This window comes from Bradyrhizobium sp. sGM-13, assembly GCF_018398875.1.
GTDB lineage: Bacteria > Pseudomonadota > Alphaproteobacteria > Rhizobiales > Xanthobacteraceae > Bradyrhizobium.
Window position 1 is genome coordinate 159,925 of sequence record NZ_JAGWDK010000001.1, and the last position, 23,548, is coordinate 183,472.

General features: G+C 60.2%; 23 protein-coding genes. 14 read left to right on the top strand and 9 right to left on the bottom strand.

Translation table 11 applies throughout. The features are described from left to right. The first annotated feature begins 108 nt into the window (after nt 1-108). From KJQ96_RS00765 to KJQ96_RS00790, 6 genes are all read left to right on the top strand, one after another. Nucleotides 109-930, top strand: coding sequence for an ABC transporter ATP-binding protein (locus tag KJQ96_RS00765; protein WP_028351612.1), 822 nt, complete (start codon nt 109-111; stop codon nt 928-930). Continuing rightward, a complete protein-coding gene (locus tag KJQ96_RS00770) occupies nt 927-2,858 on the top strand; it encodes a long-chain fatty acid--CoA ligase (RefSeq protein WP_213284805.1) in 1,932 nt (643 codons plus the stop codon). The genes KJQ96_RS00765 and KJQ96_RS00770 overlap by 4 nt, the downstream gene beginning before the upstream one ends. Nucleotides 2,859-3,090: 232 nt before the next feature. Then, nucleotides 3,091-3,984, top strand: a complete 894-nt coding sequence (locus tag KJQ96_RS00775; protein WP_057847915.1) for a branched-chain amino acid ABC transporter permease — start codon at nt 3,091-3,093, stop codon at nt 3,982-3,984. 6 nt (nt 3,985-3,990) lie between these two features. Next, entirely contained in the window at nt 3,991-5,064 is a 1,074-nt protein-coding gene (locus tag KJQ96_RS00780; protein WP_213284806.1) for a branched-chain amino acid ABC transporter permease, read from the top strand. A 58-nt stretch (nt 5,065-5,122) separates the two neighbouring features. Continuing rightward, nucleotides 5,123-6,403, top strand: coding sequence for an ABC transporter substrate-binding protein (locus tag KJQ96_RS00785; RefSeq protein ID WP_213284807.1), 1,281 nt, complete (start codon nt 5,123-5,125; stop codon nt 6,401-6,403). A gap of 152 nt (nt 6,404-6,555) precedes the next feature. Then, nucleotides 6,556-7,398: an ABC transporter ATP-binding protein gene (locus KJQ96_RS00790; RefSeq protein ID WP_213284808.1), complete on the top strand. Its 843-nt coding sequence runs from the start codon at nt 6,556-6,558 to the stop codon at nt 7,396-7,398. 73 nt (nt 7,399-7,471) lie between these two features. Here KJQ96_RS00790 and KJQ96_RS00795 read toward each other — a convergent pair whose 3' ends face one another. Next, nucleotides 7,472-8,632 carry an AGE family epimerase/isomerase gene (locus KJQ96_RS00795; RefSeq protein WP_213284809.1) on the bottom strand — a complete coding sequence of 387 codons (1,161 nt, stop codon included), beginning with the start codon at nt 8,630-8,632 and terminating at the stop codon, nt 7,472-7,474. Between the two features lie 89 nt (nt 8,633-8,721). Between KJQ96_RS00795 and KJQ96_RS00800 the strand changes: the two genes are divergently transcribed. Beyond that, the gene (locus KJQ96_RS00800) at nt 8,722-9,945 is read left to right on the top strand and encodes a phenylacetate--CoA ligase family protein (protein WP_213284810.1); all 1,224 of its coding nucleotides are present in this window, start codon (nt 8,722-8,724) and stop codon (nt 9,943-9,945) included. A gap of 594 nt (nt 9,946-10,539) precedes the next feature. Here the strand turns inward: KJQ96_RS00800 and KJQ96_RS00805 are convergent. Both KJQ96_RS00805 and KJQ96_RS00810 read right to left on the bottom strand, forming a co-directional pair. Continuing rightward, on the bottom strand, nt 10,540-11,208 hold the full coding sequence (locus KJQ96_RS00805) for a hypothetical protein (RefSeq protein WP_213284811.1): 669 nt from the start codon (nt 11,206-11,208) through the stop codon (nt 10,540-10,542). A gap of 183 nt (nt 11,209-11,391) precedes the next feature. After that, nucleotides 11,392-12,213: a hypothetical protein gene (locus tag KJQ96_RS00810; RefSeq protein ID WP_213284812.1), complete on the bottom strand. Its 822-nt coding sequence runs from the start codon at nt 12,211-12,213 to the stop codon at nt 11,392-11,394. 413 nt (nt 12,214-12,626) lie between these two features. Here KJQ96_RS00810 and KJQ96_RS00815 point away from each other — a divergent pair, with 413 nt between their 5' ends. After that, on the top strand, nt 12,627-12,965 hold the full coding sequence (locus KJQ96_RS00815; RefSeq protein ID WP_213284813.1) for a hypothetical protein: 339 nt from the start codon (nt 12,627-12,629) through the stop codon (nt 12,963-12,965). Nucleotides 12,966-13,149: 184 nt separating this feature from the next. On the opposite strand, the gene KJQ96_RS00820 is transcribed toward KJQ96_RS00815, so the two are convergent. Then, nucleotides 13,150-13,335, bottom strand: a complete 186-nt coding sequence (locus KJQ96_RS00820) for a hypothetical protein (RefSeq protein WP_213284814.1) — start codon at nt 13,333-13,335, stop codon at nt 13,150-13,152. Between the two features lie 424 nt (nt 13,336-13,759). Here KJQ96_RS00820 and KJQ96_RS00825 point away from each other — a divergent pair, with 424 nt between their 5' ends. Both KJQ96_RS00825 and KJQ96_RS00830 read left to right on the top strand, forming a co-directional pair. Continuing rightward, on the top strand, nt 13,760-13,924 hold the full coding sequence (locus tag KJQ96_RS00825; protein ID WP_213284815.1) for a hypothetical protein: 165 nt from the start codon (nt 13,760-13,762) through the stop codon (nt 13,922-13,924). Between the two features lie 83 nt (nt 13,925-14,007). Next, nucleotides 14,008-14,511, top strand: a complete 504-nt coding sequence (locus KJQ96_RS00830) for a hypothetical protein (protein WP_213284816.1) — start codon at nt 14,008-14,010, stop codon at nt 14,509-14,511. A gap of 147 nt (nt 14,512-14,658) precedes the next feature. On the opposite strand, the gene KJQ96_RS40030 is transcribed toward KJQ96_RS00830, so the two are convergent. Continuing rightward, nucleotides 14,659-14,934, bottom strand: coding sequence for a transcriptional regulator (locus tag KJQ96_RS40030; RefSeq protein WP_235983980.1), 276 nt, complete (start codon nt 14,932-14,934; stop codon nt 14,659-14,661). Between the two features lie 236 nt (nt 14,935-15,170). On the opposite strand from KJQ96_RS40030, the gene KJQ96_RS41930 reads away from it, so the two are divergent. The 3 genes from KJQ96_RS41930 to KJQ96_RS00845 all read left to right on the top strand — a co-directional run bounded on the left by KJQ96_RS41930 (nt 15,171) and on the right by KJQ96_RS00845 (nt 18,510). Next, the gene (locus KJQ96_RS41930) at nt 15,171-15,608 is read left to right on the top strand and encodes a YqaJ viral recombinase family protein (protein ID WP_375293126.1); all 438 of its coding nucleotides are present in this window, start codon (nt 15,171-15,173) and stop codon (nt 15,606-15,608) included. 213 nt (nt 15,609-15,821) lie between these two features. Next, a complete protein-coding gene (locus tag KJQ96_RS00840) occupies nt 15,822-16,946 on the top strand; it encodes an ERF family protein (protein WP_213284818.1) in 1,125 nt (374 codons plus the stop codon). A gap of 790 nt (nt 16,947-17,736) precedes the next feature. Beyond that, nucleotides 17,737-18,510: a 3-deoxy-manno-octulosonate cytidylyltransferase gene (locus KJQ96_RS00845; RefSeq protein ID WP_213284819.1), complete on the top strand. Its 774-nt coding sequence runs from the start codon at nt 17,737-17,739 to the stop codon at nt 18,508-18,510. A 108-nt stretch (nt 18,511-18,618) separates the two neighbouring features. Here the strand turns inward: KJQ96_RS00845 and rfbA are convergent, their stop codons facing one another. The 4 genes from rfbA to rfbC are packed head-to-tail and all read right to left on the bottom strand — an operon-like array spanning nt 18,619 to nt 22,035. Further along, the gene (gene rfbA, locus KJQ96_RS00850; protein WP_213284820.1) at nt 18,619-19,488 is read right to left on the bottom strand and encodes a glucose-1-phosphate thymidylyltransferase RfbA; all 870 of its coding nucleotides are present in this window, start codon (nt 19,486-19,488) and stop codon (nt 18,619-18,621) included. Next, entirely contained in the window at nt 19,485-20,399 is a 915-nt protein-coding gene (gene rfbD, locus KJQ96_RS00855) for a dTDP-4-dehydrorhamnose reductase (protein WP_213284821.1), read from the bottom strand. The genes rfbA and rfbD overlap by 4 nt, the downstream gene beginning before the upstream one ends. After that, nucleotides 20,396-21,466 (bottom strand): dTDP-glucose 4,6-dehydratase, encoded by a 1,071-nt coding sequence (gene rfbB, locus KJQ96_RS00860; protein ID WP_213284822.1) that lies wholly within the window; start codon nt 21,464-21,466, stop codon nt 20,396-20,398. The genes rfbD and rfbB overlap by 4 nt, the downstream gene beginning before the upstream one ends. A 5-nt stretch (nt 21,467-21,471) precedes the next feature. Then, nucleotides 21,472-22,035, bottom strand: coding sequence for a dTDP-4-dehydrorhamnose 3,5-epimerase (gene rfbC / locus KJQ96_RS00865; RefSeq protein ID WP_213285105.1), 564 nt, complete (start codon nt 22,033-22,035; stop codon nt 21,472-21,474). A 196-nt stretch (nt 22,036-22,231) separates the two neighbouring features. On the opposite strand from rfbC, the gene KJQ96_RS00870 reads away from it, so the two are divergent. Further along, the gene (locus KJQ96_RS00870; RefSeq protein WP_213284823.1) at nt 22,232-23,548 is read left to right on the top strand and encodes a glycosyltransferase family 2 protein; all 1,317 of its coding nucleotides are present in this window, start codon (nt 22,232-22,234) and stop codon (nt 23,546-23,548) included.

Below are 23,548 nucleotides of genomic sequence, written 5' to 3' on the forward strand. Positions count from 1 at the left end.
CGGCATCGTTAGTCGGATGGCCGGAAGGTCACTCCGGATGTAAGATTGCGGGTTCAGTTGCGAACGATAGATAAAGAGCGCGGCAAGCGCCTTATCTGGAGGGAATGAGTGGCTCATACGTTGGAAGTGCGCGGCGTGTCGCTGCGCTTCGGTGGCGTCCGTGCGCTGACCGAGGTCTCGTTCGGCGTGAACGAGGGCGAATTGTTCTCGATCATCGGCCCCAACGGCGCCGGCAAGACCTCCATCGTCAATTGCATTTCCGGCCGCTACAAGCCGACCGAAGGTCGGCTATTCTACCGCGGCAAGGATATCACCGGCCTCAATCCGAACGCGCGGCCACAGCTCGGCATCGGCCGCACTTTCCAGAACCTGGCGCTGTTCCACCACATGAGCGTGCTCGACAACATCATGGTCGGGCGGCACCACCTCTTGAAGAACAATTTTATCACCGGCTCGCTTTACTGGCTGACCGGCGCGCGGCGCGAGGAACTCGAGCACCGCCGCAAGGTGGAGGAGATCATCGATTTCCTTGACCTGCAGTCGGTGCGCAAGGCGACCGCCGGCACCCTGCCCTACGGCCTGCGCAAGCGCGTCGAGCTGGCACGCGCGATGGCGCTGGAGCCACAACTGATTCTGCTCGACGAGCCGATGGCCGGCATGAACTTCGAGGAAAAGGAGGACATGGCGCGGTACATCGTCGACCTCAACGAAGAGTTCGGCATGACCGTGATGATGATCGAGCATGACATGGGCGTGGTGATGGATATCTCCCACCGAGTCATGGTGTTGGATTTCGGCCGCAAGATCGCCGAAGGCGATCCCGCCTCCGTGCTCGCCGATCCACATGTGAAACGCGCCTATCTCGGCGAAGAGGATGAGGTCCTCGTCGACCCCGACGACACGCCGGCTCCTCGGGAGAGCGTGGCATGATGGACTACGTCGGGCGCGCCGCCCTAGCCGATACCTTTCCAAAGCTGCTGCGCCTCAACGCGAAGGAGCATGGCGGCGAGATTGCGCTGCGCGAAAAGGATCTCGGGCTGTGGCGCGTCTTCACCTGGAGCGATTACCAGACCCGCGTCCACGATTTCGCGCTCGGCTTGGTCGAACTTGGTCTTGGCCGCGGCGACGTCATCGGCATCATCGGCGACAATCGCCCGGACTGGGTGGCCGCCGAAATCGCAACCCATGCCATCGGCGCCATGAGCCTGGGCCTTTATCGCGATGTGCTGGACGAGGAAGCGGCCTATCTGCTCAGCTATGGTGAAGCCAAGCTGGTGTTCGCCGAGGACGAGGAGCAGGTCGACAAGCTGCTGGCGCTGGCCGATCGCGCCCCCAACCTCAAGCACATCGTCTATTCCGATCCGCGCGGCATGCGGAAATACGACGATCCCCGCCTGATGGAAGCCGGGAAGCTCGCCACAATGGGACGCGACCGCGCCGCGCGCGAACCCGGGCTCTACGATCGGTTGGTCGATGCGACGCGCGGCGAGGACGTCGCGATCCTCTGCACGACATCAGGTACCACGGCCAATCCCAAGCTGGCGATGCTGGCGGCTGGCCGCGTCCTCAAACATTGCGCGACTTATCTCGCCTTCGATCCGAAAGGACCGAACGACGAATACGTCTCGGTGCTGCCGCTGCCCTGGATCATGGAACAGGTCTACGCGCTCGGCAAAGGGCTGCTGTGCCGGATGAAGGTCAACTTCGTCGAAGAGCCCGAGACCATGATGCACGATTTCCGCGAGATCGCGCCGACCTTCGTGCTGTTCGCGCCGCGGCTCTGGGAATCGATTGCCGCCGATGTCCGCGCCGGCGTGATGGATTCCTCGCCGTTGAAGCAAAAGCTGTTCGATATCGGAATGAAGACGGGCTTTTCCGCGCTGGCTCAGGGCAAGCGTTCGATATTTGCCGATCAGCTCTTGTTCCGCGCGCTGCGCGACCGCCTGGGCTTCACGCGGCTGCGCTCAGCGGCGACCGGCGGCGCCGCGCTCGGGCCCGATACCTTCAAATTCTTCCAAGCGATGGGCGTGCCGCTGCGCACGCTCTATGGCCAGACCGAGCTACTGGGCGCCTACACGCTCCATCCGGCCGGCAAGGTCGATCCGGATACGACCGGCGTGCCGATGGCCGACGATATCGAGATCCGCGTCGACAACCCTGACGTCAACGGCGTCGGCGAAATCGTCGTGCGCCACCCCAATATGTTCCTCGGCTATTACAAGAATCCGGAAGCCTCCGCCGCCGACATCAAGGACGGCTGGATGCATTCCGGTGACGCCGGCTACTTCAACGATCAGGGCCAACTCGTCGTCATCGACCGCATCAAGGATCTCGCCGAGACAGCGCGCGGCGAGCGCTTCTCGCCGCAATATCTGGAAAACAAGCTAAAATTCTCGCCCTACATCGCCGAGACGGTGGTGCTCGGCGCCGGCCGCGATACGCTGGCGGCGATGATCTGTATTCGTTATTCGATCATCTCCAAATGGGCGGAGAAGAACCGCATCTCGTTCACGACCTATACCGACCTCTCCTCGCGTCCCGAGGTCTACGCGCTGTTGCGCAAGGAAGTGGAGGGCGTCAACGCCACGCTGCCGCCGGCGCAGCGCATCTCGCGCTTCCTGTTGCTCTACAAGGAGCTCGACGCCGATGATGGCGAGCTGACCCGTACCCGAAAGGTCCGCCGCAGCGTCATCAACGAGAAATACGCCGATATCATAGACGCGATCTACGCCGGCAAGAGTGACATTCCGGTCGATACCGTGATCCGCTTCCAGGACGGTACCACCCAGCGCATCCGCACCACGCTGCGGGTCGTCGATCTCGGCGGACCTGCGCCGATGGCGGAGGCCGCGGAATGAGAATGTTGCAGCGGCTTCGCGCGGTGCCAGTTAATGCGCCCTCTCCCCTTGTGGGAGAGGGCTACACCGCCATTCACCACGAACTCACTTCGGTGAGGGGTTCCTCTCCACACACGCGTATGTGGAGAGAAACCTTCACCCGTCTTCGCGAAGCCTGTCATCGGGCGGCGCTTCGCGCCGACCCGTCGGCGAAGCCACCCTCTCCCACAAGGGGAGAGGGAAAGAGGGCCGCATGAACACCCAGCTCCTGATCCAGCTCCTCGTCAACGGCCTCGTGGTCGGCACGCTCTACGGCGTGGTCGCGATGTCGTTTGTGCTGATCTACAAGGCGACGCAGGTGGTGAACTTCGCGCAGGGCGAACTGCTGCTGGTCGGCGCCTGGGTATGCTGGTGGCTGCTGACCAAATATCAGGTGCCGTTCTACCTGGGCATGCCGATCACGCTGGTGTTCATGTTCCTGTTCGGCATCGCGATCCAGATCGTCATCCTGCGCCCCATGATCGGCGAGCCGATCATTTCCGTAATCATGGTGACGATCGCGCTGTCGACGGTGTTTTCGGCGCTGATGAAATGGATGTTCGGGGTCAATCTGCAGCCGTTCCCGCGCATCTTTCAGACCCAGAACGTCAACATCCTCGGCCTGCAGGTGCAAACCGTCTATCTGATGAGCCTCGCGGTCTCGGTGGCGATGATGGTGGGCATGGCGTGGTTCTTCCGCCTCTCCAAATATGGTCTGGCGATGCGCGCCACCGCGTTCAACCAGCAGGTGGCGCAGTCGCTCGGCATTTCAGTCAAAAGCGTATTCGCGATGGCCTGGGCGATCTCGGCGACCGTCTCCGCCGTCGCAGGCGTGGTGGTGGCCGTCGTCAACGGCGTCTCGGCAGGCCTCTCCGCCTATGGCGTCAAGGTGTTTCCGGCCGCGATCCTCGGTGGTCTCGACAGCGTTGGCGGCGCCGTGCTTGGCGGCATCATCATCGGCCTGTTGGAAAACGTCGCGCACTTTCTCGACAGCGAATATCTGCACTGGGGCAATCTCTACGAGATCGCGCCGTTCTATGCGCTCATCATCATCCTCATGATCAAGCCGTACGGCCTGTTCGGCACCAAAGACATCGAGCGGGTGTAAATCATTATGGCAGGCCAGACCCTCATTCCCGCCGGCGATTTCCGCACCAGCTATGCGGCGGATACCACCGTGTTTCCGACCACGACCAGTCGCAACGCCATGATCGCCGGCATAGTGCTGATTTGCTTTGCGCCACACGTCGTTAACGAATACATCCTCAGCCTGCTGATCCAGATCGGCATCTTCGGCATCGCGGCCCTCGGGCTGAACATCGTCGTCGGCTTCACCGGCCAGATCTCGATCGGTCATGCCGCCTTCTTCGGTTTCGGCGCCTTTACCTCGGCCTATCTCTCGAACCGGTTCGGCATTCCCGTCTTCTTCTGCATTCCGCTCGCCGGTGTCGTGACGGCCGCGGTCGGTCTGGTCTTCGGCCTGCCCGCGGCGCGACTGAAGGGGCTTTATCTCGCGATCGCGACGCTGGCGGCGCAATACATCCTGCTCGACTTCTTTGCCCGCGCCGAATGGTTCACCGGCGGCAGTGTCCCCGCCAGCGCCGAACCGTTCTCGATCTTCGGATACATGCTGCGCGGCGATAAGCAATATTTCTACGTCGTGCTGGCCTATATCGTCGTCTGCTATCTTCTGGTCACCAACCTGATCCGTTCGCGCGACGGACGCGCGCTGGTCGCCGTGCGCGACCATTATCTGTCCGCCGAGATCATGGGCATCAACCTGACCAAGTACCGGACGCTGTCGTTCGGCCTCGCCGCCTTCTTTGCCGGCGTCGGCGGCGCGCTCTATGCGCATTACAATCAGGTTGTCTCCATCGAAGGCTTTGGCATCGATCGCTCGATCATCTTCCTCGCCATGATCATCATCGGCGGGCTCGGTTCGATCATGGGCACGCTGATGGGCACCGCCTTTATGGTGCTGCTGCCGGAATCGATGGAATGGCTCAGCGTCGCGCTCCGCGACAGCCCGATCGATCAATTTCTGGGACTAAAGAACAATATCGCTTTCTTGCGCGAGATGGCCATCGGCCTGATCATCATCATCTTTCTGGTGTTCGAGCCGGATGGACTTGCGCATCGATGGCGGCAGATCAAGGCATACTGGAAACTCTACCCGTTCTCGCATTGAGGTCGGAACGGGATGAACAACGAGAAGACCTCGAGAAGTAACCGGGAGGACTATGTCCATGACGATGAAGACTCTGTTGAGCACAGCCTCGCTTGCTTTGCTGTTGGGTTCTACCGCTGCATCGGCCCAGGCGCCGATCGCGCTGGGGCATCTCACCGACTATTCAGGACCAACTTCGGACGTCGGAACGCCGTTCGGACAGGGTGTCGCCGACACCTATGCATGGATCAACAAGAGCGGCGGCATCAACGGCGCCAAGGTCAACCTCGATACCGTCGACTACGGCTATCAGGTGCCGCGCGCGATCGCCCAATACAAGAAATGGTCGGGCGCCGACAAAGTCGCCGCCATTCTCGGCTGGGGCACCGCCGACACCGAAGCGCTGACGGGTTTCCTGGCCCAGGACAAGATCCCCGATATCTCGGCATCTTATGCCGCAGCACTCTCCGATCCGACCGGCGCCGGCGGAAAGGCCAAGCCCGCGCCCTACAACTTCTTCTATGGACCGAGCTATTCGGACGCACTTCGCGGCATGCTGACCTGGGCCGCCGAGGACTGGAAAGCCAAGGGCAAGTCCGGCAAGCCGAAATACGTCCATATGGGCGCCAACCACCCCTATCCGAACGCGCCGAAGGCGGCAGGTGAAGCGATTGCCACCGACCTCGGGTTCGAAGTGCTGCCGCCGATCGTGTTCGCATTGACGCCCGGCGACTACAGCGCGCAGTGCCTTACGCTGAAGAGCTCAGGCGCCAACTATGCCTATCTCGGCAATACCGCGGGCTCCAACATCTCCGTGCTCAACGCCTGCAAGGCGGCCGGCGTCGACGTGCAGTTCCTCGGCAACGTCTGGGGCATGGATGAGAACGCCGCCAAGGCTGCCGGTGCTGCCGCCGACGGCGTGGTGTTTCCGCTGCGCACCGCGATCGCCTGGGGCGGCAACGCGCCCGGCATGAAGACGTTCATGGAAATCTCCAAGATGTCGGACGCGGCCGGTACCGCCTACCGTCCCGTGCATTACCTCGCCGGCGTCTGCACCGCGCTCTACATGAAGGAAGCCGTCGAATGGGCTGCCAAGAACGGCGGCGCCACCGGCGAGAACGTGAAGAAGGGCTTCTACCAGAAGAAGGATTGGGTGCCCGCCGGCGGCGAAGGCATCTGCAACCCCTCGACCTTCACCGAGAAGGATCACCGCGGCACGCTCAAGGTCGATCTGTATCGCATGAAGGTCGCAGGCGCGACCGACGCCCCGCTCAACGAGCTCGTCAAGAACGGCGGCATCAAAATGGAAAAGGTGAAGACGATCGACCTGCCGCGCAAGCCCGAGTGGCTCGGCTGGTGATTTCACGGGTCGCCTGCTGGCGGCCCAACACTCCGTCGTCCCCCCGCGAAAGCGGGGATCCAGTACGCCGCGGCTCCTCGATTAATCGCAGGCGTCTCTGGAATACTGGATCACCCGCCTGCGCGGGTGATGACGGCAAGAGGTGATTGGATATGACTGAAGCAACCGAACTCAATCGTCCTGCGAAGACTGCCGCGCAAGCCGCCGCCCCGCTGCTCAGCGTCCACAACATCGAGGTGGTCTACGACAAGGTCATCCTGGTGCTGCGCGGCTTGAGCCTTGAGGTGCCGAAGGGCGCGATCGTGGCGCTACTCGGCGCCAACGGCGCCGGCAAGTCGACGACGTTGAAGGCGATCTCGGGTCTGCTCAAGACCGAGGACGGCGAAGTGATCCGCGGCGAAATCATCTTCGACGGCGAGCGCATCAACGGCATCGACCCTGACAAGATCGTGCGCCGCGGCATCTTCCAGGTGATGGAAGGCCGCCGCATCATCGCGGACATGACGTCGATCGAAAACCTGAAGCTCGGCGCGTTCACGCGCACCGACAATGAGATCGCCGCCGACATCGACATGGTGTTCAGATATTTCCCGCGGCTCAAGGAGCGCACCGGGCTCGCCGGCTATCTCTCCGGCGGCGAACAGCAGATGCTGGCAATCGGCCGCGCGCTGATGGCGCGCCCCAAGATGATCCTGATGGACGAGCCGTCGATGGGCCTGTCGCCGCTCCTGGTCAAGGAAGTATTTGGGATCATCAAAGCGATCAACCGCGACCTCGGCGTCACCATCCTGCTGGTGGAGCAGAACGCGCGTGCGGCGCTGTCGGTCGCGAGCCACGGCTACATCATGGAACAGGGCAAGGTGGTGCTCGACGGCACCGCTGACGAATTGCGCGACAACGAGGACGTCAAGGAGTTCTACCTGGGCGGCGCCGGTGACCAGCGCAAGAGTTTCAAGAACCTGAAGAGCTTCAAGCGGCGAAAGCGGTGGCTGTGAGCCATAGCGTTTTCGAGCGAAGTGGAGACCGGTTCGCGTGAAGAAAACGCGTCAAAACAAAAGACTCAGATGCTCAACCGAGCACCTGCTCCGCTTCCGCGACCGCGCAGAGAACATGATAGAACGAAGACGCGGGAATGGTGGCGACCAGGGAGTTGCCGTCGCGGTCGAGTTGATCGTACCAGCCGCCCGTGACGGGATGGTTGAGATAGTGCCGTTCGAGCCGCGCCAGCGCCGCGCGCGCTTCATCGGCCGCGCCTGCCTCGCCCGCTTCGGCCTGCGCGATCCACGCCTTGGCGATTTCCGTCTGCGGCCACAGCCGGCGCGTATGCCGCCTGATGTTGCCGCGGGCGTCGCCTTCGTCGATCAGGCAGCCGGTCGCCTCGTCGCGATAGCGCAGCGCTGTTGCCAGCAATTCGCCGCGATAGCGCCCGGTCGGACAGCCGGTGATGCGCTCAAAACCTTTCAGCAGCCACGCCCATTCCGCCTGATGCCCGGGCTCGACACTGACCGGCTCGATCTTCGACCAGTCCTCCTCGAAATATTCGCCAAGGATCTGCCGCTGCTTATCGTAGAGGTTGGCCAGAAACAGGCTGAAGAAATTGCCGGCCCGGTTCTGGAACACGAGGTCATGTGTCGCGTCGAACGCGGCAATCATCGCCTCGAACAGGTGCATCTGCGGGTTTTGCCGCCGCGGCAGCGATACCGGCAATCCTTCGTGAACCCCGCCGTGCGGCGAACGCAGTTGCGTTTCGACGAAGTGGCACAGTGCGTCGATCTCGGCGCGGACCTGCGCATCGCGATCGAGCGCGTAGACGGTTGCCAGTGCCAACAGCACGAAGGCGTGGTCGTAGGAATCCCGCAGCGGATCCAATACGGCGCCATCGGGCTGCAGCGTGTGCACGAAGCCCGGCTTGCCGTCGGGGGCTTTCGCCTTCGCCAGCAGGTGCTCCAGCCCCTTCAGCGCGATCGCGCGCCCCTGCGGATACCAGCCCATCTGCGCCGCCTTGGCGAAGCAATAGATCTGGCGCGCCTGCACGAAAACCCGACGCGGCGCCAGGCAGTCTGCACGGCCGTCCGGATCGAGCCGATCGATAAAGCCGCCCGCTCTGTCGTCCCACCCCTCGGTCGACCACAACGGCAGGCAATGCTCGACCATGCGAAGCCTCAGCTTGGCTACGATATCGGCCGAATCCAGCGTGTCTGCCGCCGCAGCAGTATCTCTTTCAGCCATTGCGTTCCCTGGAACATCAACACCGGTAGAAGCCATCTGATAGCACGTCAGAGCCGGCACGCAATCGGCCCTCACCTGAGGCATCAGCCATGACCGACCACTACGACGCCCTTGAAACGCGCGAGCCGGACCTACGCGAGACGGAGCTGTTTTCAAAGCTTCCGGACGTCCTGCGCAAGGCGCTCGCCGCGCCGGCCTATGCCGAGCGCTTGAAAGGCATCGATCCCGCCGCCGTGACCAGCCGCGCCGCGCTTGCTGAGTTGCCGGTGCTGCGCAAATCGGAACTCCCTGCCCTGCACAAGGCCGCGCCGCCCTTCGGCGGGTTTGTGGCGGGGCCGCTTGGGTCGTTCGGACGGCTGTTTACCTCGCCGGGACCGATCTTCGAGCCCGAGCCCGTTCACGTCGACCCATGGCGTGGCGCACGGGCGCTGTTCGCGGCCGGCTTTCGGCCCGGCGACGTCGTGCTCAATACCTTCAGCTACCATCTGACGCCCGGCGGCTTCATCTTCGACGCCTCGGCGCGGGCGCTGGGCTGCGCGGTGATCCCGGCCGGCCCCGGCAATACCGAGCAGCAGTTTGAACTGATCGAAGCCTACCGACCAGTCGGCTATAGCGGCACGCCTGATTTCCTCAAGATCCTGCTCGATGCCGCCGCGAATGCCGGGCGTGATGTCTCCTCGATCAAGCGCGCGCTGGTCTCCGGCGCGGCGTTTCCGAAATCACTGCAGGACGAAGTCAAGGCGCGCGGCATCGACGCCTATCAGGCGTTCGGCACCGCCGACCTCGGCATGGTCGCGTTCGAGACGCCGGCGCGCGAAGGCATGGTCCTCAACGAGGACCTGATCATGGAGATCGTGCGTCCCGGCACCGGCGATCCGGTGGCGCCCGGCGACGTCGGCGAGATCGTCGTCACCTCGCTCGATCCGCTGCATCCCTGGATCCGGCTCGCGCTCGGCGATCTCACCGCCGCGCTGCCCGGGACAAGCCCATGCGGACGCACGAACATGCGCATCAAAGGCTGGATGGGCCGCGCTGATCAGACCACCAAGGTCAAAGGCATGTTCGTCCGCCCCGAGCAGATCGCCGAGATCGGCAAGCGCCATCCGCAACTCGGACGGCTGCGCCTCATCGTCACGCGATTAGGCGAGAGCGATGTGATGACGCTGAAGGCGGAGACAGCCACGCCAGGCGAAGCGCTTCAGAGCGAGCTCGCAGCAACGCTGCGCGCGGTGACGAAGCTCGGCGGCAATGTCGAGTTGGTTGGCGCAGGCTCGCTGCCGAATGACGGCAAGGTGATCGCGGACGAGCGCTAATCTTAGCGCCCGCTCCCGGTGCTCTCTTCGGCCCCTACTCATGTACCCGGATGCGCTCATGCTTAATCCGTTCGCTGTCGTGTTAGATTGGGTTCGTTCTGCCAAATTCTAAATGCGCTTTCTTCCTCGTTTTGTCGCTTGGGTTCGTTCTGCCAAAAAGTTATGAGAACACCTCCTTCAGAACTTCATCGTCTTGCCTGTACTCGGCAAGAGCCTTTTTGCGCTTCGAACGAATACGCCGCTCATATCGGCCGATCTTTGCAGCCGCTCGAGCTAGCTCAATGCTTTGGATCGCTGTTTGAGCCCCTGCAAGCGCGGCAAGCACCTCGCTTTGCGCCGCTCGAATGCGCCTCAATTCTAAGCACGATTCCGCAAGCATATACGCGTGTTCGTACGACCGGAGATTATTCGAAGGACCGGATAAAATCCTCGCAAGATGCTCGACGTGTAACCGCCCAATTGGATCTCGGGTGATTGGGATGGAAAGACCGTGGCCCAACGCGTTCTTGGCTGAACGCGCCTTTCCTGCTTGAGTCCGCGGTCCGGTGCTCAGCTTCGCGTTGCGTTGGTTAGCTGAGACGCGACGACCGGAGATCATTCTTGGTCCTTACATGCGTGGCTCGTCTTCTCCTGTTGCGCGATTTTTGCCGAGCGCTCGGCCTCGAGCTCGCGCTGCTCGTCATAGAAACGAAACTTTGCGTCGTTGAGACGGACATAAAAATTCCGATAATTCTTCATCTCTCTCGTGATCGCCCGGACCTCCTTACGAGCCGACGCAAGCATCTTATCGATGAATCCGATTGCTTCCGCACTTTCAGTGAAAGCAAGCGCATGAAGCGCGTCCCCGTCATAGCCGTACGCTCTCAGACGCGTGTTCAGTTCGACATCGGTCGGATTCTTCATCAGCGTCTGGCGCTCGGCACGCGCTTTGACGCGCGTCAAATGATTGGTGCCGGGTGTCCCCGCGTCGGGATGGGTCTTGGCGAGAGCTTTATCCAGCACGTCTGCACGGGCAGTCGGAATGAGAGCATGCTTCAACAGCCGAAGCCGGCTGATTTCAAACCAGAGCGCAGCGAGCTCGACAATCCACATCCACTCCACGGTCTCTTCGGGACAAAGATCGATCACCATTCCTTCAAGCAGCTGATAGTACTGTTCGGGCTTTTCCCCCGGCAACAAGCGCGGCAGCGTCATTACCAATGATACCAATTCCTCGGGCACATCGCGCTGATCGATCCAATACTCTGCGCCGTAGCGTTCCATGAGGTAGCCTCCTTCCTGGTTAGCGGACTTAAATCCACGAACGTATGGAGGCTCGACAGCGCAGACGTCTCTGCTGAAGTTATGGCGACAATTCCCTCTCATGCAGAGGCCCCAGGCCAGAGCGGACCTGATCAACCTAAGTTGGCTACCGCGTCAGCACGAAAAGGATCAGATGAAAGGCGCCTATGCCGTTGAAGGAGGGGAACTCGATGCGCTCGATCCCCGAAATCTGCGCCGGTACTCCTTCAGGTCCGAGGAGATCGCGATCCTCGCAATGTATGCGGCCGATAACGGTCCTCGCTCTCCGTAATGGTTCGGAAGCGACCTCAAATAGTCATTGAGCGGGGCGATAACTTCTTCCAAAAATTCGATGAATGGCCCCGCTTCCACCTGCTTTGGTCGCCCGTTTCTGTCTGCACTTTGGACAGAGTGTCTCTTTATCCGTGGATTGAAGCGCAAGAATATCCCCCGAAGTTCGAACGCCAGATGCTCAACCATCAGCTTTTTTCGACGACCACGCCTGGCCTCGCCCTTCAAGCGACGCATCGCCTCCTTGGCGGCAATTCGAATTTGGGCGGCGGTTGGCCTCACCGGCGTCCATGGCTCAGTCACATCGAACCAAAATGTGCCTGGCGGTTCGTCTGCGCGCTGGTAAGACTGTGCGAAGCTGCCCAACGCCTCGGGCTCCACGCGCCTGGAGCCTACGAGGGACGGGTCCTGCTCAACAGCCCTCAGCGTTGCAATCAGACGGTGCGACGCCTTGAAGCCTCCATCCACGGCGATGGCAGCAGCCCTGGCGAGAATGCCAGCAATCTCCCGTATCAAATGGATCGACGCGAGATCTCCGATATATCCGGGTTCATCAGGAGTGCCGTACTCGAGATAAAAACCGACCTTCGAGAGTATCTGCACGCGGCGTCCAAATAAGTCAGCTTCAATGGTCGCAGCGTCACTACTCCAATCGAAACTGACGTGGTCGAGTTCGGGTTCATACTTAACAGACATGGCTGCTTGACCTATTCACGTAACAAGCGTTGATCCTGTTAATCTCGCTCAGCCTTTTTCTGCCGACCAAATATCAAGCGGTCGTTCATATTTCGACATGCACTGGCATAGCTACACTTTGAATGCTCTCTTTGTAGAAGCGCACGGCGGCGCGTGCTGGAGCCGCAACCCTAACAGCCGAGAACCGTACACAAACTAAAGAATGCTAGCCAAGAGCCTCTATGCACCTAATCTGATGCTATGTGGAAAGCTTGAGGACAAACGATCGGCGGGCAGCACCACAGCTTGCCATTTCGAGCGAATCAGGATGCCTTCACCGCTCTCCCAAGCCTTCGCTCGAATGCGCCGGCCTTGAGCCCGCAACTCGCAGGAGAATTGCAAGGCCTCTGCTGCCACCAGCGCCTGAGAAAGTGTTGAACTTGAAACAAGAGGTCAAGCTGCTCAATGCGCAGCGCAAGATCCTGAGAACAGGATGCATGGCCTTGCGCGCGGTCCTCCGCGGTCCCGGCGGCAGCAACAAAGCCGAACAATTAACTGAACTAAGTTCCGCTCTCCGGCGGATATATAAGAGCTCGCTAATAGCCAATATTGAAGCCAACCAGACCATCGCAGAAGAAGCTGAGCTGCTTGTAGGCGATTATCTCGGCGAATTACCTGGCCTCGTGAAAGCCAACTCGCGTCTTTTGGAGACGTGCCTGCTTGCTATAAATCTGATAGATGAAGCCCGTCATCACCTGCAGGGCAACAAATAGGCCGAGCGTGGCTCTTCCGCTCACAGCGGAGCTCGTCGCCCGCCATCCCCAGAATTTCGAAGCCCGGGTGAAAAGACTGCTCGGCCCGGTGCCGGAGATGCGGGAATCCAGAGCACCGGTCGCCACGAATGCCTCGAAGTGTCGTGAGTTGGCCCACCGCGGCTTGGAACATTAACGTCATAGACTAGGACGCAATCAAAACCTGCGCGTTCCGATGAACGTCAGCGATAAGCTCCTTGCGCCAACCTATTCCAAAACGGTTAAAGCCTTCATCGGCATGGGTGCGGACGATTGTAAGCCCTCGGCTTGCGGCATAAGCCGCAATCAGCTCAGCTTGGTTCTGCGTCGAGTATTTCTGGTGGTCGGACATGCGCACATACTACGCAGCCCGAACGGGCCGCTCTGTCGCTCCACAGAATTGGTAGCTCCGGTTGCACGACTTCACCTCGCTAAGGGCGAACCGATTTGGTGCTGGGCTGAGGCTATCCGCTGAAAGCCCCGCCGCAGGGTTGGGGCGCTTTCAAACCGGACGCGCAAACGGCGGCCGGCACCTATCTGCCGGCAGAAGCCCTCATCACGGTGGCGCTCGCCGACCCCTCCTATCCGCTCCAACAGGTACTCGATACCACCTTCCACGAGGCGTTCCACGCGCTCGAGGACCGGATTCTTACCGATCAGGAATCGAGCAGAGGTTCGGGCGCGACACCAAGGGCTTTGTACCTCAGACCACCCGGGCACTGTTCGACAAGCTGGAAACGGAGGCCGAGAACGAATCCGAGTTCACCGGCCGCTACATGCGCTCGAAGATCGAGGAAGCCGAGCGGCGGCTGCCGAGCCTGCGGGAAGAGCGGAGCAAGCCGTTCGCCAAGGCCGACGACCTGAAATCGTTCCGCGATCGCCTCGAAGAGGTCATCAAGATCCTTGACCAGCGGACCAAGGAAGCCGAGAGCGGCGGCTGACGGGCGAGCAGGCGTCGATCGCGCGGTTTTCAATCGTCCGCCGCTCGTCATCCCTCACAGGGGCAGAGGTCGACGCGCCCGAGTTGCTCCAGCAGTTACAGCTTCCGCATGGTCGGTTCTGGGCCGACTACACGGCGCTTTCGAAGAAGCACCCCGAGGCGTTCTCCTCACCCGAGCAAGTGCGCGACCATGTCGAGAGCGTGCTGTCCGCCCCAGACGTCGCGATCCCCCAGCGAAGCGGCGATATCGACATCGTGAAACGCGCTGACGTGGACCGGATGATCGGCTTCCGCGCTCATCTCAAGAACGGCCGGTACCAGATCTCGACCGCTTACGTCCTCGAGCCGGGGCAATTGGAGCGCATGAAAAGCGGCGCGGCCCATGCCGGGGCGACGGTCTTGGAGTTAACTTCCAAGGATCACTTGTCCGGTCAGGGCCGCATCGACGAATATAACCGCGCAGCCGGTGCTGGACAAGCTCCCCGCAGGATGACGCCCGAGGCCCGCGCCAACCTCGAACTCGCGCTGACCGATGTGGTGCGGAAGATAACCGGTCCTGGCATCAACGTCCGGTTCGTCGACATCTAATCGCTGACGGAAAACGCGGTGTTTACGACTCTGCGCTAGTTGACACTTAGATTAGTCGTTATTCTTGCAAGTGCTGGTCAGTTGCTCGCAGACAGCTGGCGCTTGTTTCAAACTGTCCTGTGTTGAGTCCGGCAAAGACGCCCAGCGCTACCGTGGTGTCGGTTTGCTTAGCCGAACACCAGGACCTCCGCCGTTTTCGTCTATGAATTGAACTCCGGCGTTTTCTAGCGCCTGCCGAATGGCGCGCTGATTTGCGGCCGTCATTGACGTCACGCCGTCCTCTGATTCCGCCCGCCGAATCGTATTTGCGCCGACGGCCGACTCCTCCGCCAACTCCGCTGCACTCCACCTTAGGAGAGCACGAGCGGCGCGAATCTGCGCGCCAAAAAGAGTTTCGTTTCGCCGCTTGACATTTTCTACCATATGGGCAATTTTACACCATGTGAGCATTATTTTGAACTCTAGGAGCATAGAATGGAGTCGGTCAATTCGGCAAAGCAGATGTGGGATCGTAGATCCTTTATTGGCGGATCAGACGCTCGGATCATCATGGGCGATGACCAGACAGCGCTCACGCGGTTGTGGCGCGAGAAAAGGGGCGAACTCGAACCGGAGGACCTAAGCCAGAATCTCATCGTGCAGCTCGGTACCATCTCATCGTGCAGCTCGGTACCATCACTGAGGACCTCAACCGCACGTGGTACCAGCGCAACACCGGCCACGCGGTCGCGGACGTCCAAAGGAGGATCTGCCACCCTATCCACAAATGGATGGCAGCGACGCTGGATGGCCTGGTGCAACAGACCGGGGCCGTGTTCGAATCCAAGTTCATGCTGCCTTGGAATTTTTCCGAGGAAGCTGCGGCCGAGAAGCACATGGCCCAGCTCCAGCACAATATGTGGGTGGCGGCAGCAAAGTCAGCAGTGCTTTCGATCATTACCGGGGGCGGCAAATGGGTGGAGATCCAGGTGCATGCCGACCCGCTCTACCAACATCTCCTTTTGACGGCAGAGAAAAAGTTCTGGCGGTGTGTGCAGACAGGCGATCCGCCTTCGCTTTTTGGGATCGAAGTTCCGCGGCCACGGCTCGAGCCGTAAAGGTCGTCGACATGAACCCGTCGAACTCCTGGGCAGACCTTGCCGCGACTTACTTGCGGACTCGCAGCGCGCACCAGAATCACGAGAGCGCAAAAGCGGACCTCAAAAAGCTCGTCCCTGAAGACGCAAAGGAGGCGTACGGACACGGTATCCGCGCGAAGCGCTCGAAGTCCGGCGCGATCAGCTTTGACCCGATTCACATGGAGGGCTTCAATGGATCAGTCTAGTGAGCGCATCGGCGCGATCGCGGCGGCGCTTGCCAGAGCGCAGGCCGAGCTGACCAACCCGGAAAAAACCTTAGTTGCCACGATCCGCTCGCCGTTTCCGCGCGAGGAGGACCGCACGTTCCGCTACGCCTCTCTTGCAAGCGGCCTGGACATTGTGCGCAAGGCCTTGAGCCAGCAGGAGATTGCAACTATCCAAACCACCCGGATCGAGCCGAGTTCGGGGCAAGTTCGTCTGACCACTCTGCTTGCCCATTCATCAGGCGAATGGATTTCGGCCGACTGGCCGGTATGTGCCGCGAAGGACACCGATGCGCCGCACCGGATGGGGGCGGCCTTGACCTATGCCAGGCGCTACGCCCTGTTCGCACTGGTGGGTATCGCGGGCGAGGACGACTTGGACGCACCTGACGCCTTGCCCGGCCTACCACCGCCCCGGCCGAATGAGACGCGCGCAGCCGACGGCAAACGCAATAAGCCCGTTCTGCACCGTCCGCCAACGCTTGGCGTAGATCAGTCCGCCCAGCTGCGGCACCAGATGCTGGGTGAGATCGGCAGCTTAACCATGGAGAATGAGCTACTCGCCTGGGCCAAAGACGGACTCCCCCGGAAGAACGCTCTGCTGGAGGCGGATGCCCGGTTGATCGAGGTCGCCTATCAGCAGAAGCTGGGCGAAGCCGCACTTCCTTCGGAGAATCTGACGACCTCACCGACAGAACCGTCTGTCCCCGCCGTTCCACAAGGTCCGGCGGCTACGCTCGCCCTGCCGAAGGAGCCTATGCGCAAGCGCAGCAAGGCGCACCTGTCCTTCGTACGAGGACAGCCTTGCGTGATCTGCCAACAAATCCCATCGGACCCACACCACCTGAAGTTCGCCCAACAGAGCGCCTTAGGACGCAAGGTCAGCGATGAGTTTACGGTGCCACTCTGCCGCACGCACCACCAAGATTTGCATCGGCACGGCAACGAAAAAGCCTGGTGGGCGAATATGCAGATCGCGCCAATGCCTATTGCCAAAAAACTGTGGGACGCCAGCCAGACCGGGGGCCAAGAAGGGACCCCGATACTACCTAACCCCTCGCACACATCAACGCCCGAGGGGCTCACAACATGAATGCTCCCTCAATACCGCTTCGACCTTTGCACTACCCGCGGAGTTGGACTCACTATCGCCCCTCCTTTGCTGCTGCCTGGTGAATCACTCGAAAAATACGAGTTGATGCGCCACGCATCTTGGCTTTGAAGCTCTGCTAAATAGCGCTCAAAACCGACGCATGTCCCTACTCCGCGAGATCAATAATCGTCGTCCTGCAAGAGATAGACCGAAACACTACCATCGTGCAGAGTGATATCGATCGACACAAAGCCTGGAAGCCTGCTTAGTCGGGGCCCACTCATTTATCTGATCCCTCTCAAAAAAAGAGCGGCGACTACGGATGATCGAAGCTGGGCTGCCGTCGTTCTCAAACTCGTCCGCACAGTGATATAGACGCATTCGAGTACTGCCCATTCCATCCTGAGGCAATTGTTGAGCGCTACCGCCGCGCTAGTGACCGACGCAAACCCTGCGGCCAGCATGATAAATGATCTTAGCGCTTTCCAGTGGACGTTCGTCGAAGCATGCTCGTCGGAGACAAGCTTACAGATTTTGAGGCGGCTCGTGCCGCCCGCGGGAGAGGCTATCTATTCTCGAGTGCAAACCTTGAACGGTTTTTGAGGCCGCTCCTACACTCGAAAGAACGTTGACATGCGATGGTGACGAGACTGGTACGATCCGTGCGAGAGCCAGTGGATCGAGATATCGGTTTGCCAGGGGCTCCGGCAACCCGTATAAAACGCCGCAACTTTCCGCCAATCCCCACGATTTCCGGCCTGTTTTCGCCAGCCGACCTGACGCCGTTCCAATGACCAACCCCCGCACTTTGGTGCTGATTCCCAGCCGCATGGCGGCGACCCGCCTGCCCGGAAAACCACTCCTGGACATCGGCGGCCTGCCGATGATCGTCCATGTATTGCGGCGAGCGGAAGAAGCCCGGATCGGCCGGGTGGCGGTCGCCACCGACACGCCCGAGATCGCGGCCGCCGTGAGATCCCATGGCGGCGAGGTGGTGATGACGCGGCCTGACCACCCCTCCGGCTCGGACCGGATCTATGAGGCGCTCAGGGCCATCGATCCCGCGGGCCAGACCGAAATCGTGGTCAATCTGCAGGGCGATTTCCCGACCATTTCGCCTGTCAATATCAGGGACGTGCTGCCGCCGCTGGCCGACCCCGCCGTCGATATCGCGACCCTGGCGGCCCAGATCCACACCGAGGAAGAGAGCACTAATCCCAACGTGGTGAAGGCGGTTGGCTCGCCGATCGGCGATCGGCGCTTGCGCGCGCTCTATTTCACCCGCGCCACGGTGCCCTGGGGCGACGGGCCGCGTTACCATCACATCGGGCTTTATGCTTATCGCCGCGCAGCCCTGGATCGCTTCGTGCGGCTGTCGCCCTCTCCGCTGGAGAGGCAGGAAAAACTGGAGCAACTGCGGGCGCTCGAGGCCGGCATGCGGATCGACGTCACCATCGTCGACACAGTGCCCCGCGGCGTAGACACCCCGACCGATCTTGAAATTGCCCGCCAGACACTGGCGAAATCTCAATCCGCCTGTTCTGATGTAGCGGCGGTTCGCTAACGTTTCTTCCTCTGGCCTTGCTCTCCGTCGCCCTCCCCTTACGATCACGAGAACCAGTCCAAACTGGCTGACGAACGGGATGCAATCCTGGTCGAGCAGGGCTTGCCTTCAATTTCGTTTCAGCAGGCTATTGAGATAGGCGCCGTATTCGCTTGCCAAAATCGGTTGCACAAGCGTCTCTAGTTGCGCGTCATCGATCAACCCAAATCGCCACGCGGTCTCTTCAGGACTGCCAATCTTCAATCCCTGTCGATGTTCGATCGTGCGGATGAACTCAGAGGCTTCAAGCAATGAATCATGCGTTCCAGTGTCGAACCAAGCGAAGCCACGCCCAAGAACCTCGGCGTGAAGATCGCCCGCTTCCAGATATGCGATATTGACATCCGTGATTTCAATTTCACCCCGCGCCGAGGGCCTCAGCTTCGCTGCGATATCGACCACGCGGTTGTCATAAAAATAGAGCCCAGTGACGGCCATGTTGCTGGGAGAGACTTTCGGCTTCTCAATCAACGCCGCGATGCGCCCATTGGCATCTAATGTAGCAATTCCATATCGCTCCGGGGTAGCAACGGGATGCACAAAAACCGTCGCCCCATTCTTGCGAGCCGCGGCTCGTGCAACGGCATCGGGCAAGCCGTGGCCAAAGAACAGATTGTCACCAAGCACTAGCGCAACGCCATCTTCACCGATGAAATCGCGGCCGACAATGAAAGCGTCCGCGAGGCCGCGCGGACGATCCTGCTCGGCGAATGACAAACGAATGCCCCATTTCTGGCTGCCCCGAAACAACTCCTTGAAGCGCGGCAGATCATGGGGCGTACTGATCAGCAAAATGTCACGGATGCCGGCCATCATGAGCACCGTCAGCGGGTAGTAAATCATCGGCTTGTTGTAAACCGGAAGCAACTGCTTTGAGACTCCGAGCGTTACCGGATAAAGCCTTGTGCCGGCACCGCCCGCAAGAATAACACCCTTCATGTCCCGCTCCGTTGCTGTTCTGCTAGGTCATTATGAAGACCGCTCAGGATATCATCCAGCGCGCGCTCCCAGGGCCGTAAGGCGACGCCGTAAACTTGAAAAATCCGGCCGCAGTTAAGTATCGAATAGATCGGCCGCGCTGCGGGCGTCGGATATTCCGCTGTCGTTATAGCATCGAGCCGCGGCGCGGTGCGGCCGCTCGCGGTAAGCCAGGCAAAGACGTGGGCAGCGACACTGTGCCAAGTGGTGGCTCCTGAGTTCGTCAAATGAAACGTCCCGAACGCGTCGCGACCTTCGGACAGCCCGGTGATGATCGCGAAGATGGCTGCTGCCAAATCACCGGCGGAGGTGGGCGTTCCCCACTGGTCGGCCACCACACGAACAACTTCCCGTTCGCCTGCGAGCCGCAGCATCGTCTTGACAAAGTTCGATCCATGTGTGCCGCAGACCCATGCGGTCCGGAGAATAATGTGGCGTTCGCACCCTATGGTCACCAGCCGTTCGCCGGCCTGCTTGCTGCGTCCGTACACGCTGAGTGGATTGACAGGATCGTCCTCGACGTAGGGCTCGCGTTTGCGGCCGTCGAACACGTAATCCGTGGAGATATGAATCAAAGTCGATCCCTGCGACTGAGCAGCTTGCGCAAGGTTACCCGCGCCCTGCCCGTTAACGGCAAACGCGCGCTCCGCTTCGGATTCCGCCTTGTCGACAGCCGTATAGGCCGCGGCGTTGATAATGACCGAAGGTCGAAGCCTGTCGATTGCAACGCGAACAGCGGCAGCATCGCTGATATCGACATCCTCGTGCGTGAAGCCAACCACAGGCAAGCCGATCGACGGTTGCCTCAGCAGTTCGCGGCCAACCTGCCCCGCCGCGCCAAAAACGACTACCGGTCCGACAAGACGGCTCATGGTGTTGCGGCAGGCTCAAGCACGCCTAGCCGCGCGTTGTCGTATCCCCGCGCGCGAACCCGCTCACACCAGTCATGGTTAGCTAGATACCATTTTACCGTGCGACGCAATCCCGACGCGAGGGTTTCGAGGGGCTTCCATCCCAGTTCGCGGCGGATTTTGTTGCAATCGATAGCGTAGCGAAGATCGTGCCCCGGACGATCGGTAACGAAAGAGATCAGATCGGCGTGGTTCCGGTGCGGCCGATTGGGGATCAGATCGTCGAGGATCGAGCACAACGACCGAACCAAGTCGATGTTCGTGCTCTCGGCGTTGCCGCCTATGTTGTATTTTTCTCCGGGGCGTGCGCGGTTAAGGACAAGCCAAAGCGCCCGTGCATGATCGTCGACAAACAGCCAATCCCGCACATTCATTCCGGTGCCGTAAACCGGCAACGGCCGACCACGCATGGCGTTGGTGACCATCAGTGGAATCAGCTTTTCGGGATGCTGATAAGGTCCATAATTGTTGGAGCAATTTGACATCACCACCGGCAGACCGAACGTATGATGCCAGGCGCGAGCCAGGTGATCCGCCGAGGCTTTGCTCGCCGAGTAAGGCGAGTTCGGAGCGTAAGGTGAGTCCTCGCCAAATGCACCTTCCGCACCGAGCGTTCCGAAGACCTCATCGGTTGAGACGTGATGGAAACGGAAATGCTGCCGGCGCGCCGGCGGCAACCGCTCGAAATATCGACGCGTTGCCTGAAGGAGCTTAAACGTCCCGACGATATTGGTCTCGACGAACGCCTCGGGACCGTCGATCGATCGATCGACGTGCGATTCTGCGGCGAGGTGCATCACGGCATCCGGCTGCTGCTCACGAAAGATACGGTCGATGGTCTCTGAGTCGCAAATGTCGGTATGCTCGAAGCGATAACGATTACTCGTCGTAAGCGAGGCAACTGCTTCGGGCGATGCGGCGTATGTCAGCCTGTCGACATTAACAACCTCTGCGTCAGTGTCCTCGATCAGAAGCCTGCATACGGCAGAGCCTATGAATCCTGCGCCCCCTGTGACCAGTATTTTCATGAGATTCAATTGCGATAAACGAATGGATCAGCTAGGTCGCGAAAGCGCGGTAACGCCAGGTCTTTATCGGTAATCACAGCGGCGTCAGCTTCAACCGGCCATTTTATGCCAAGGTCTGGATCGTTCCATAACACACCACTATCGAGCTTCGGGACATATGGCGCGGAGACTTTGTAAAGCACTGACGTATCGGGCTCGAGCGTGCAAAAGCCATGAGCGAATCCTTCGGGGACATAGAGTTGGCTCCACGAATCGCGGCTTAACTCGACCGCGACATGGCGGCCATAAGTTGGCGAACCGCTTCGGCAATCCACAACCACATCCAGAATTCGTCCTGCGAAAACCATCACGAGCTTGGCCTGTGCGGCCGGCGGAAGCTGGAAATGCAACCCGCGAACAGTGCCCCTGGCGAGAGAGAAAGAATAGTTGTCCTGAACGAAATTCGTCATGACACCGGCTTCGCGCAACGCCGCGCTGTTATAAGTCTCGGAAAAAAATCCTCGCTTATCGGCATGCCGACGAAGACCAAGGAGTTTCACGTCAGGAACTTCAAACGTCGCAATTTCCATCACGAAGACAGCCTCAGCGGTTGCAATACTCCGATTGACGGAAAGCACAACTTTCGTTTATCACCAAACCCTTGAACGGGATCAACTCCGCCGCCGGGCTCACAGATACTCGAAGACCGGGGCGGCTGCGGCATGCCGGGCCCAGGCTTCCGACCGACGAACTAACCCATTCCGCTGTCCGAATCAACAGAGTCCAATGAAAAGCCAACTCCGCCGGGTCATAGTCGGCAACGTCACGTACGCTGTTGAAATCGATCCCGCATATCCGCTGACGGCGGGATGGCAAGTCAGTCTACAAGAGGCCTGTCGCGCCCATCCCGCCGCACTGGTTTGGGACGACCTTATCGTCAAGAAACGGCGGGGGTTTCGTCCCGAGGCGTTTCGGCTCGTGTGGCCAAGGCCAGACAAGCTTTTCTATCAGCAGGTCGATCACGCTGGGCGTTGTGCGGTTCGCGCAGACTTTGTCGGAGATGAAGCACCGGGAGCCACGTCGCGGGCACTATTGAGAATCATCGATGAGGAGCGGCCTATCGCATTCAGCTCCGACATTCTTCGCTTCACCCGCTCCGTCAAATCGTCAGTCTACAATCCAATCGCGCCGCCCCCCGCACCGTCCGCACGGGCCGATAAGATATCGGTTATCATCAATTATCGCGATCAGCCGGAGCTGATGGAAGCATGCCTGGAGAGTCTTGCGAGTCAGAAGTTGCGCAGCCGGCTCGAAGTGCTGTTGATTGACAATCAATCGTCCCCCGACAGTCTTGCGCGCATTGCATCTTCAGCGGCACGTCTGCTGTCGGCCAAAGCAGAGGTTTGTCATATCCGCTACGACAAGCCGTTCAATAAATCAGCGCAGGATAATCTGGGCATAGAGACCGCTTCGGGCGACGTGACGGTGATGATGAACAACGATGCCGCCTTCACTCATCTCGATGCGCTGCAAACTATCTCCGATTGGGCCGCCACTCCCGGCGTGGCTTCAGCCGGTCCATTGTTCACCGGCGAAGGCGGACGCCTGGTTTCGTCGGGCGTATTTATACGGCCGGCGCAGAAGAGCAGCCACACCATCATTCGAGAAAATGAACTCGTCACGTTTGCATCTACCGTTCATTACTCCGCCGGAAGCAGTTTCGGATGCGCTGCTGTTTCCAAGGCGGCTTGGGCCAATGTCGGCCCTCTCGACACCGAAACGTTCCGCTCGCAATACAACGATGCTGATGTTTTCATTCGCGCGCTGCGGTTGGGACTGAAGCACGTCTATGTCGGCTCGGTTACCTGCCATCATGAGCCCGGCCGCTCGGAAGCGCGCACCAAGCAGCTTATACAGAATCTCCTGAGGCAACTGATGGAACGTCATCCGGATGCCGCCCAATACGCCGGTACGGATCCCGATCTGATCAAGTATGGGGCCCTCCCGCAGTTTGAGAGTGCCAGGGCGAATGCCTGGATGACACTCGTTCACAAGACACGACAATTGGGCCGCTTGGCTCGCACAATCGGCGGCCGGACTTAA

What these genes read in the sequence shown, in the direction of transcription:
- KJQ96_RS00770 (WP_213284805.1), top strand. Translation starts at nt 927, where the DNA reads ATGATGGACTACGTCGGGCGCGCCGCCCTAGCCGATACCTTTCCAAAG.
- KJQ96_RS00775 (WP_057847915.1), top strand. Translation starts at nt 3,091, where the DNA reads ATGAACACCCAGCTCCTGATCCAGCTCCTCGTCAACGGCCTCGTGGTC.
- KJQ96_RS00780 (WP_213284806.1), top strand. Translation starts at nt 3,991, where the DNA reads ATGGCAGGCCAGACCCTCATTCCCGCCGGCGATTTCCGCACCAGCTAT.
- KJQ96_RS00785 (WP_213284807.1), top strand. Translation starts at nt 5,123, where the DNA reads ATGACGATGAAGACTCTGTTGAGCACAGCCTCGCTTGCTTTGCTGTTG.
- KJQ96_RS00790 (WP_213284808.1), top strand. Translation starts at nt 6,556, where the DNA reads ATGACTGAAGCAACCGAACTCAATCGTCCTGCGAAGACTGCCGCGCAA.
- KJQ96_RS00795 (WP_213284809.1), bottom strand. Translation starts at nt 8,632, where the DNA reads ATGGCTGAAAGAGATACTGCTGCGGCGGCAGACACGCTGGATTCGGCC.
- KJQ96_RS00800 (WP_213284810.1), top strand. Translation starts at nt 8,722, where the DNA reads ATGACCGACCACTACGACGCCCTTGAAACGCGCGAGCCGGACCTACGC.
- KJQ96_RS00805 (WP_213284811.1), bottom strand. Translation starts at nt 11,208, where the DNA reads ATGGAACGCTACGGCGCAGAGTATTGGATCGATCAGCGCGATGTGCCC.
- KJQ96_RS00810 (WP_213284812.1), bottom strand. Translation starts at nt 12,213, where the DNA reads ATGTCTGTTAAGTATGAACCCGAACTCGACCACGTCAGTTTCGATTGG.
- KJQ96_RS00820 (WP_213284814.1), bottom strand. Translation starts at nt 13,335, where the DNA reads ATGTCCGACCACCAGAAATACTCGACGCAGAACCAAGCTGAGCTGATT.
- KJQ96_RS00825 (WP_213284815.1), top strand. Translation starts at nt 13,760, where the DNA reads ATGCGCTCGAAGATCGAGGAAGCCGAGCGGCGGCTGCCGAGCCTGCGG.
- KJQ96_RS40030 (WP_235983980.1), bottom strand. Translation starts at nt 14,934, where the DNA reads ATGGTAGAAAATGTCAAGCGGCGAAACGAAACTCTTTTTGGCGCGCAG.
- KJQ96_RS00840 (WP_213284818.1), top strand. Translation starts at nt 15,822, where the DNA reads ATGGATCAGTCTAGTGAGCGCATCGGCGCGATCGCGGCGGCGCTTGCC.
- KJQ96_RS00845 (WP_213284819.1), top strand. Translation starts at nt 17,737, where the DNA reads ATGACCAACCCCCGCACTTTGGTGCTGATTCCCAGCCGCATGGCGGCG.
- rfbA (WP_213284820.1), bottom strand. Translation starts at nt 19,488, where the DNA reads ATGAAGGGTGTTATTCTTGCGGGCGGTGCCGGCACAAGGCTTTATCCG.
- rfbD (WP_213284821.1), bottom strand. Translation starts at nt 20,399, where the DNA reads ATGAGCCGTCTTGTCGGACCGGTAGTCGTTTTTGGCGCGGCGGGGCAG.
- rfbB (WP_213284822.1), bottom strand. Translation starts at nt 21,466, where the DNA reads ATGAAAATACTGGTCACAGGGGGCGCAGGATTCATAGGCTCTGCCGTA.
- rfbC (WP_213285105.1), bottom strand. Translation starts at nt 22,035, where the DNA reads ATGGAAATTGCGACGTTTGAAGTTCCTGACGTGAAACTCCTTGGTCTT.
- KJQ96_RS00870 (WP_213284823.1), top strand. Translation starts at nt 22,232, where the DNA reads ATGAAAAGCCAACTCCGCCGGGTCATAGTCGGCAACGTCACGTACGCT.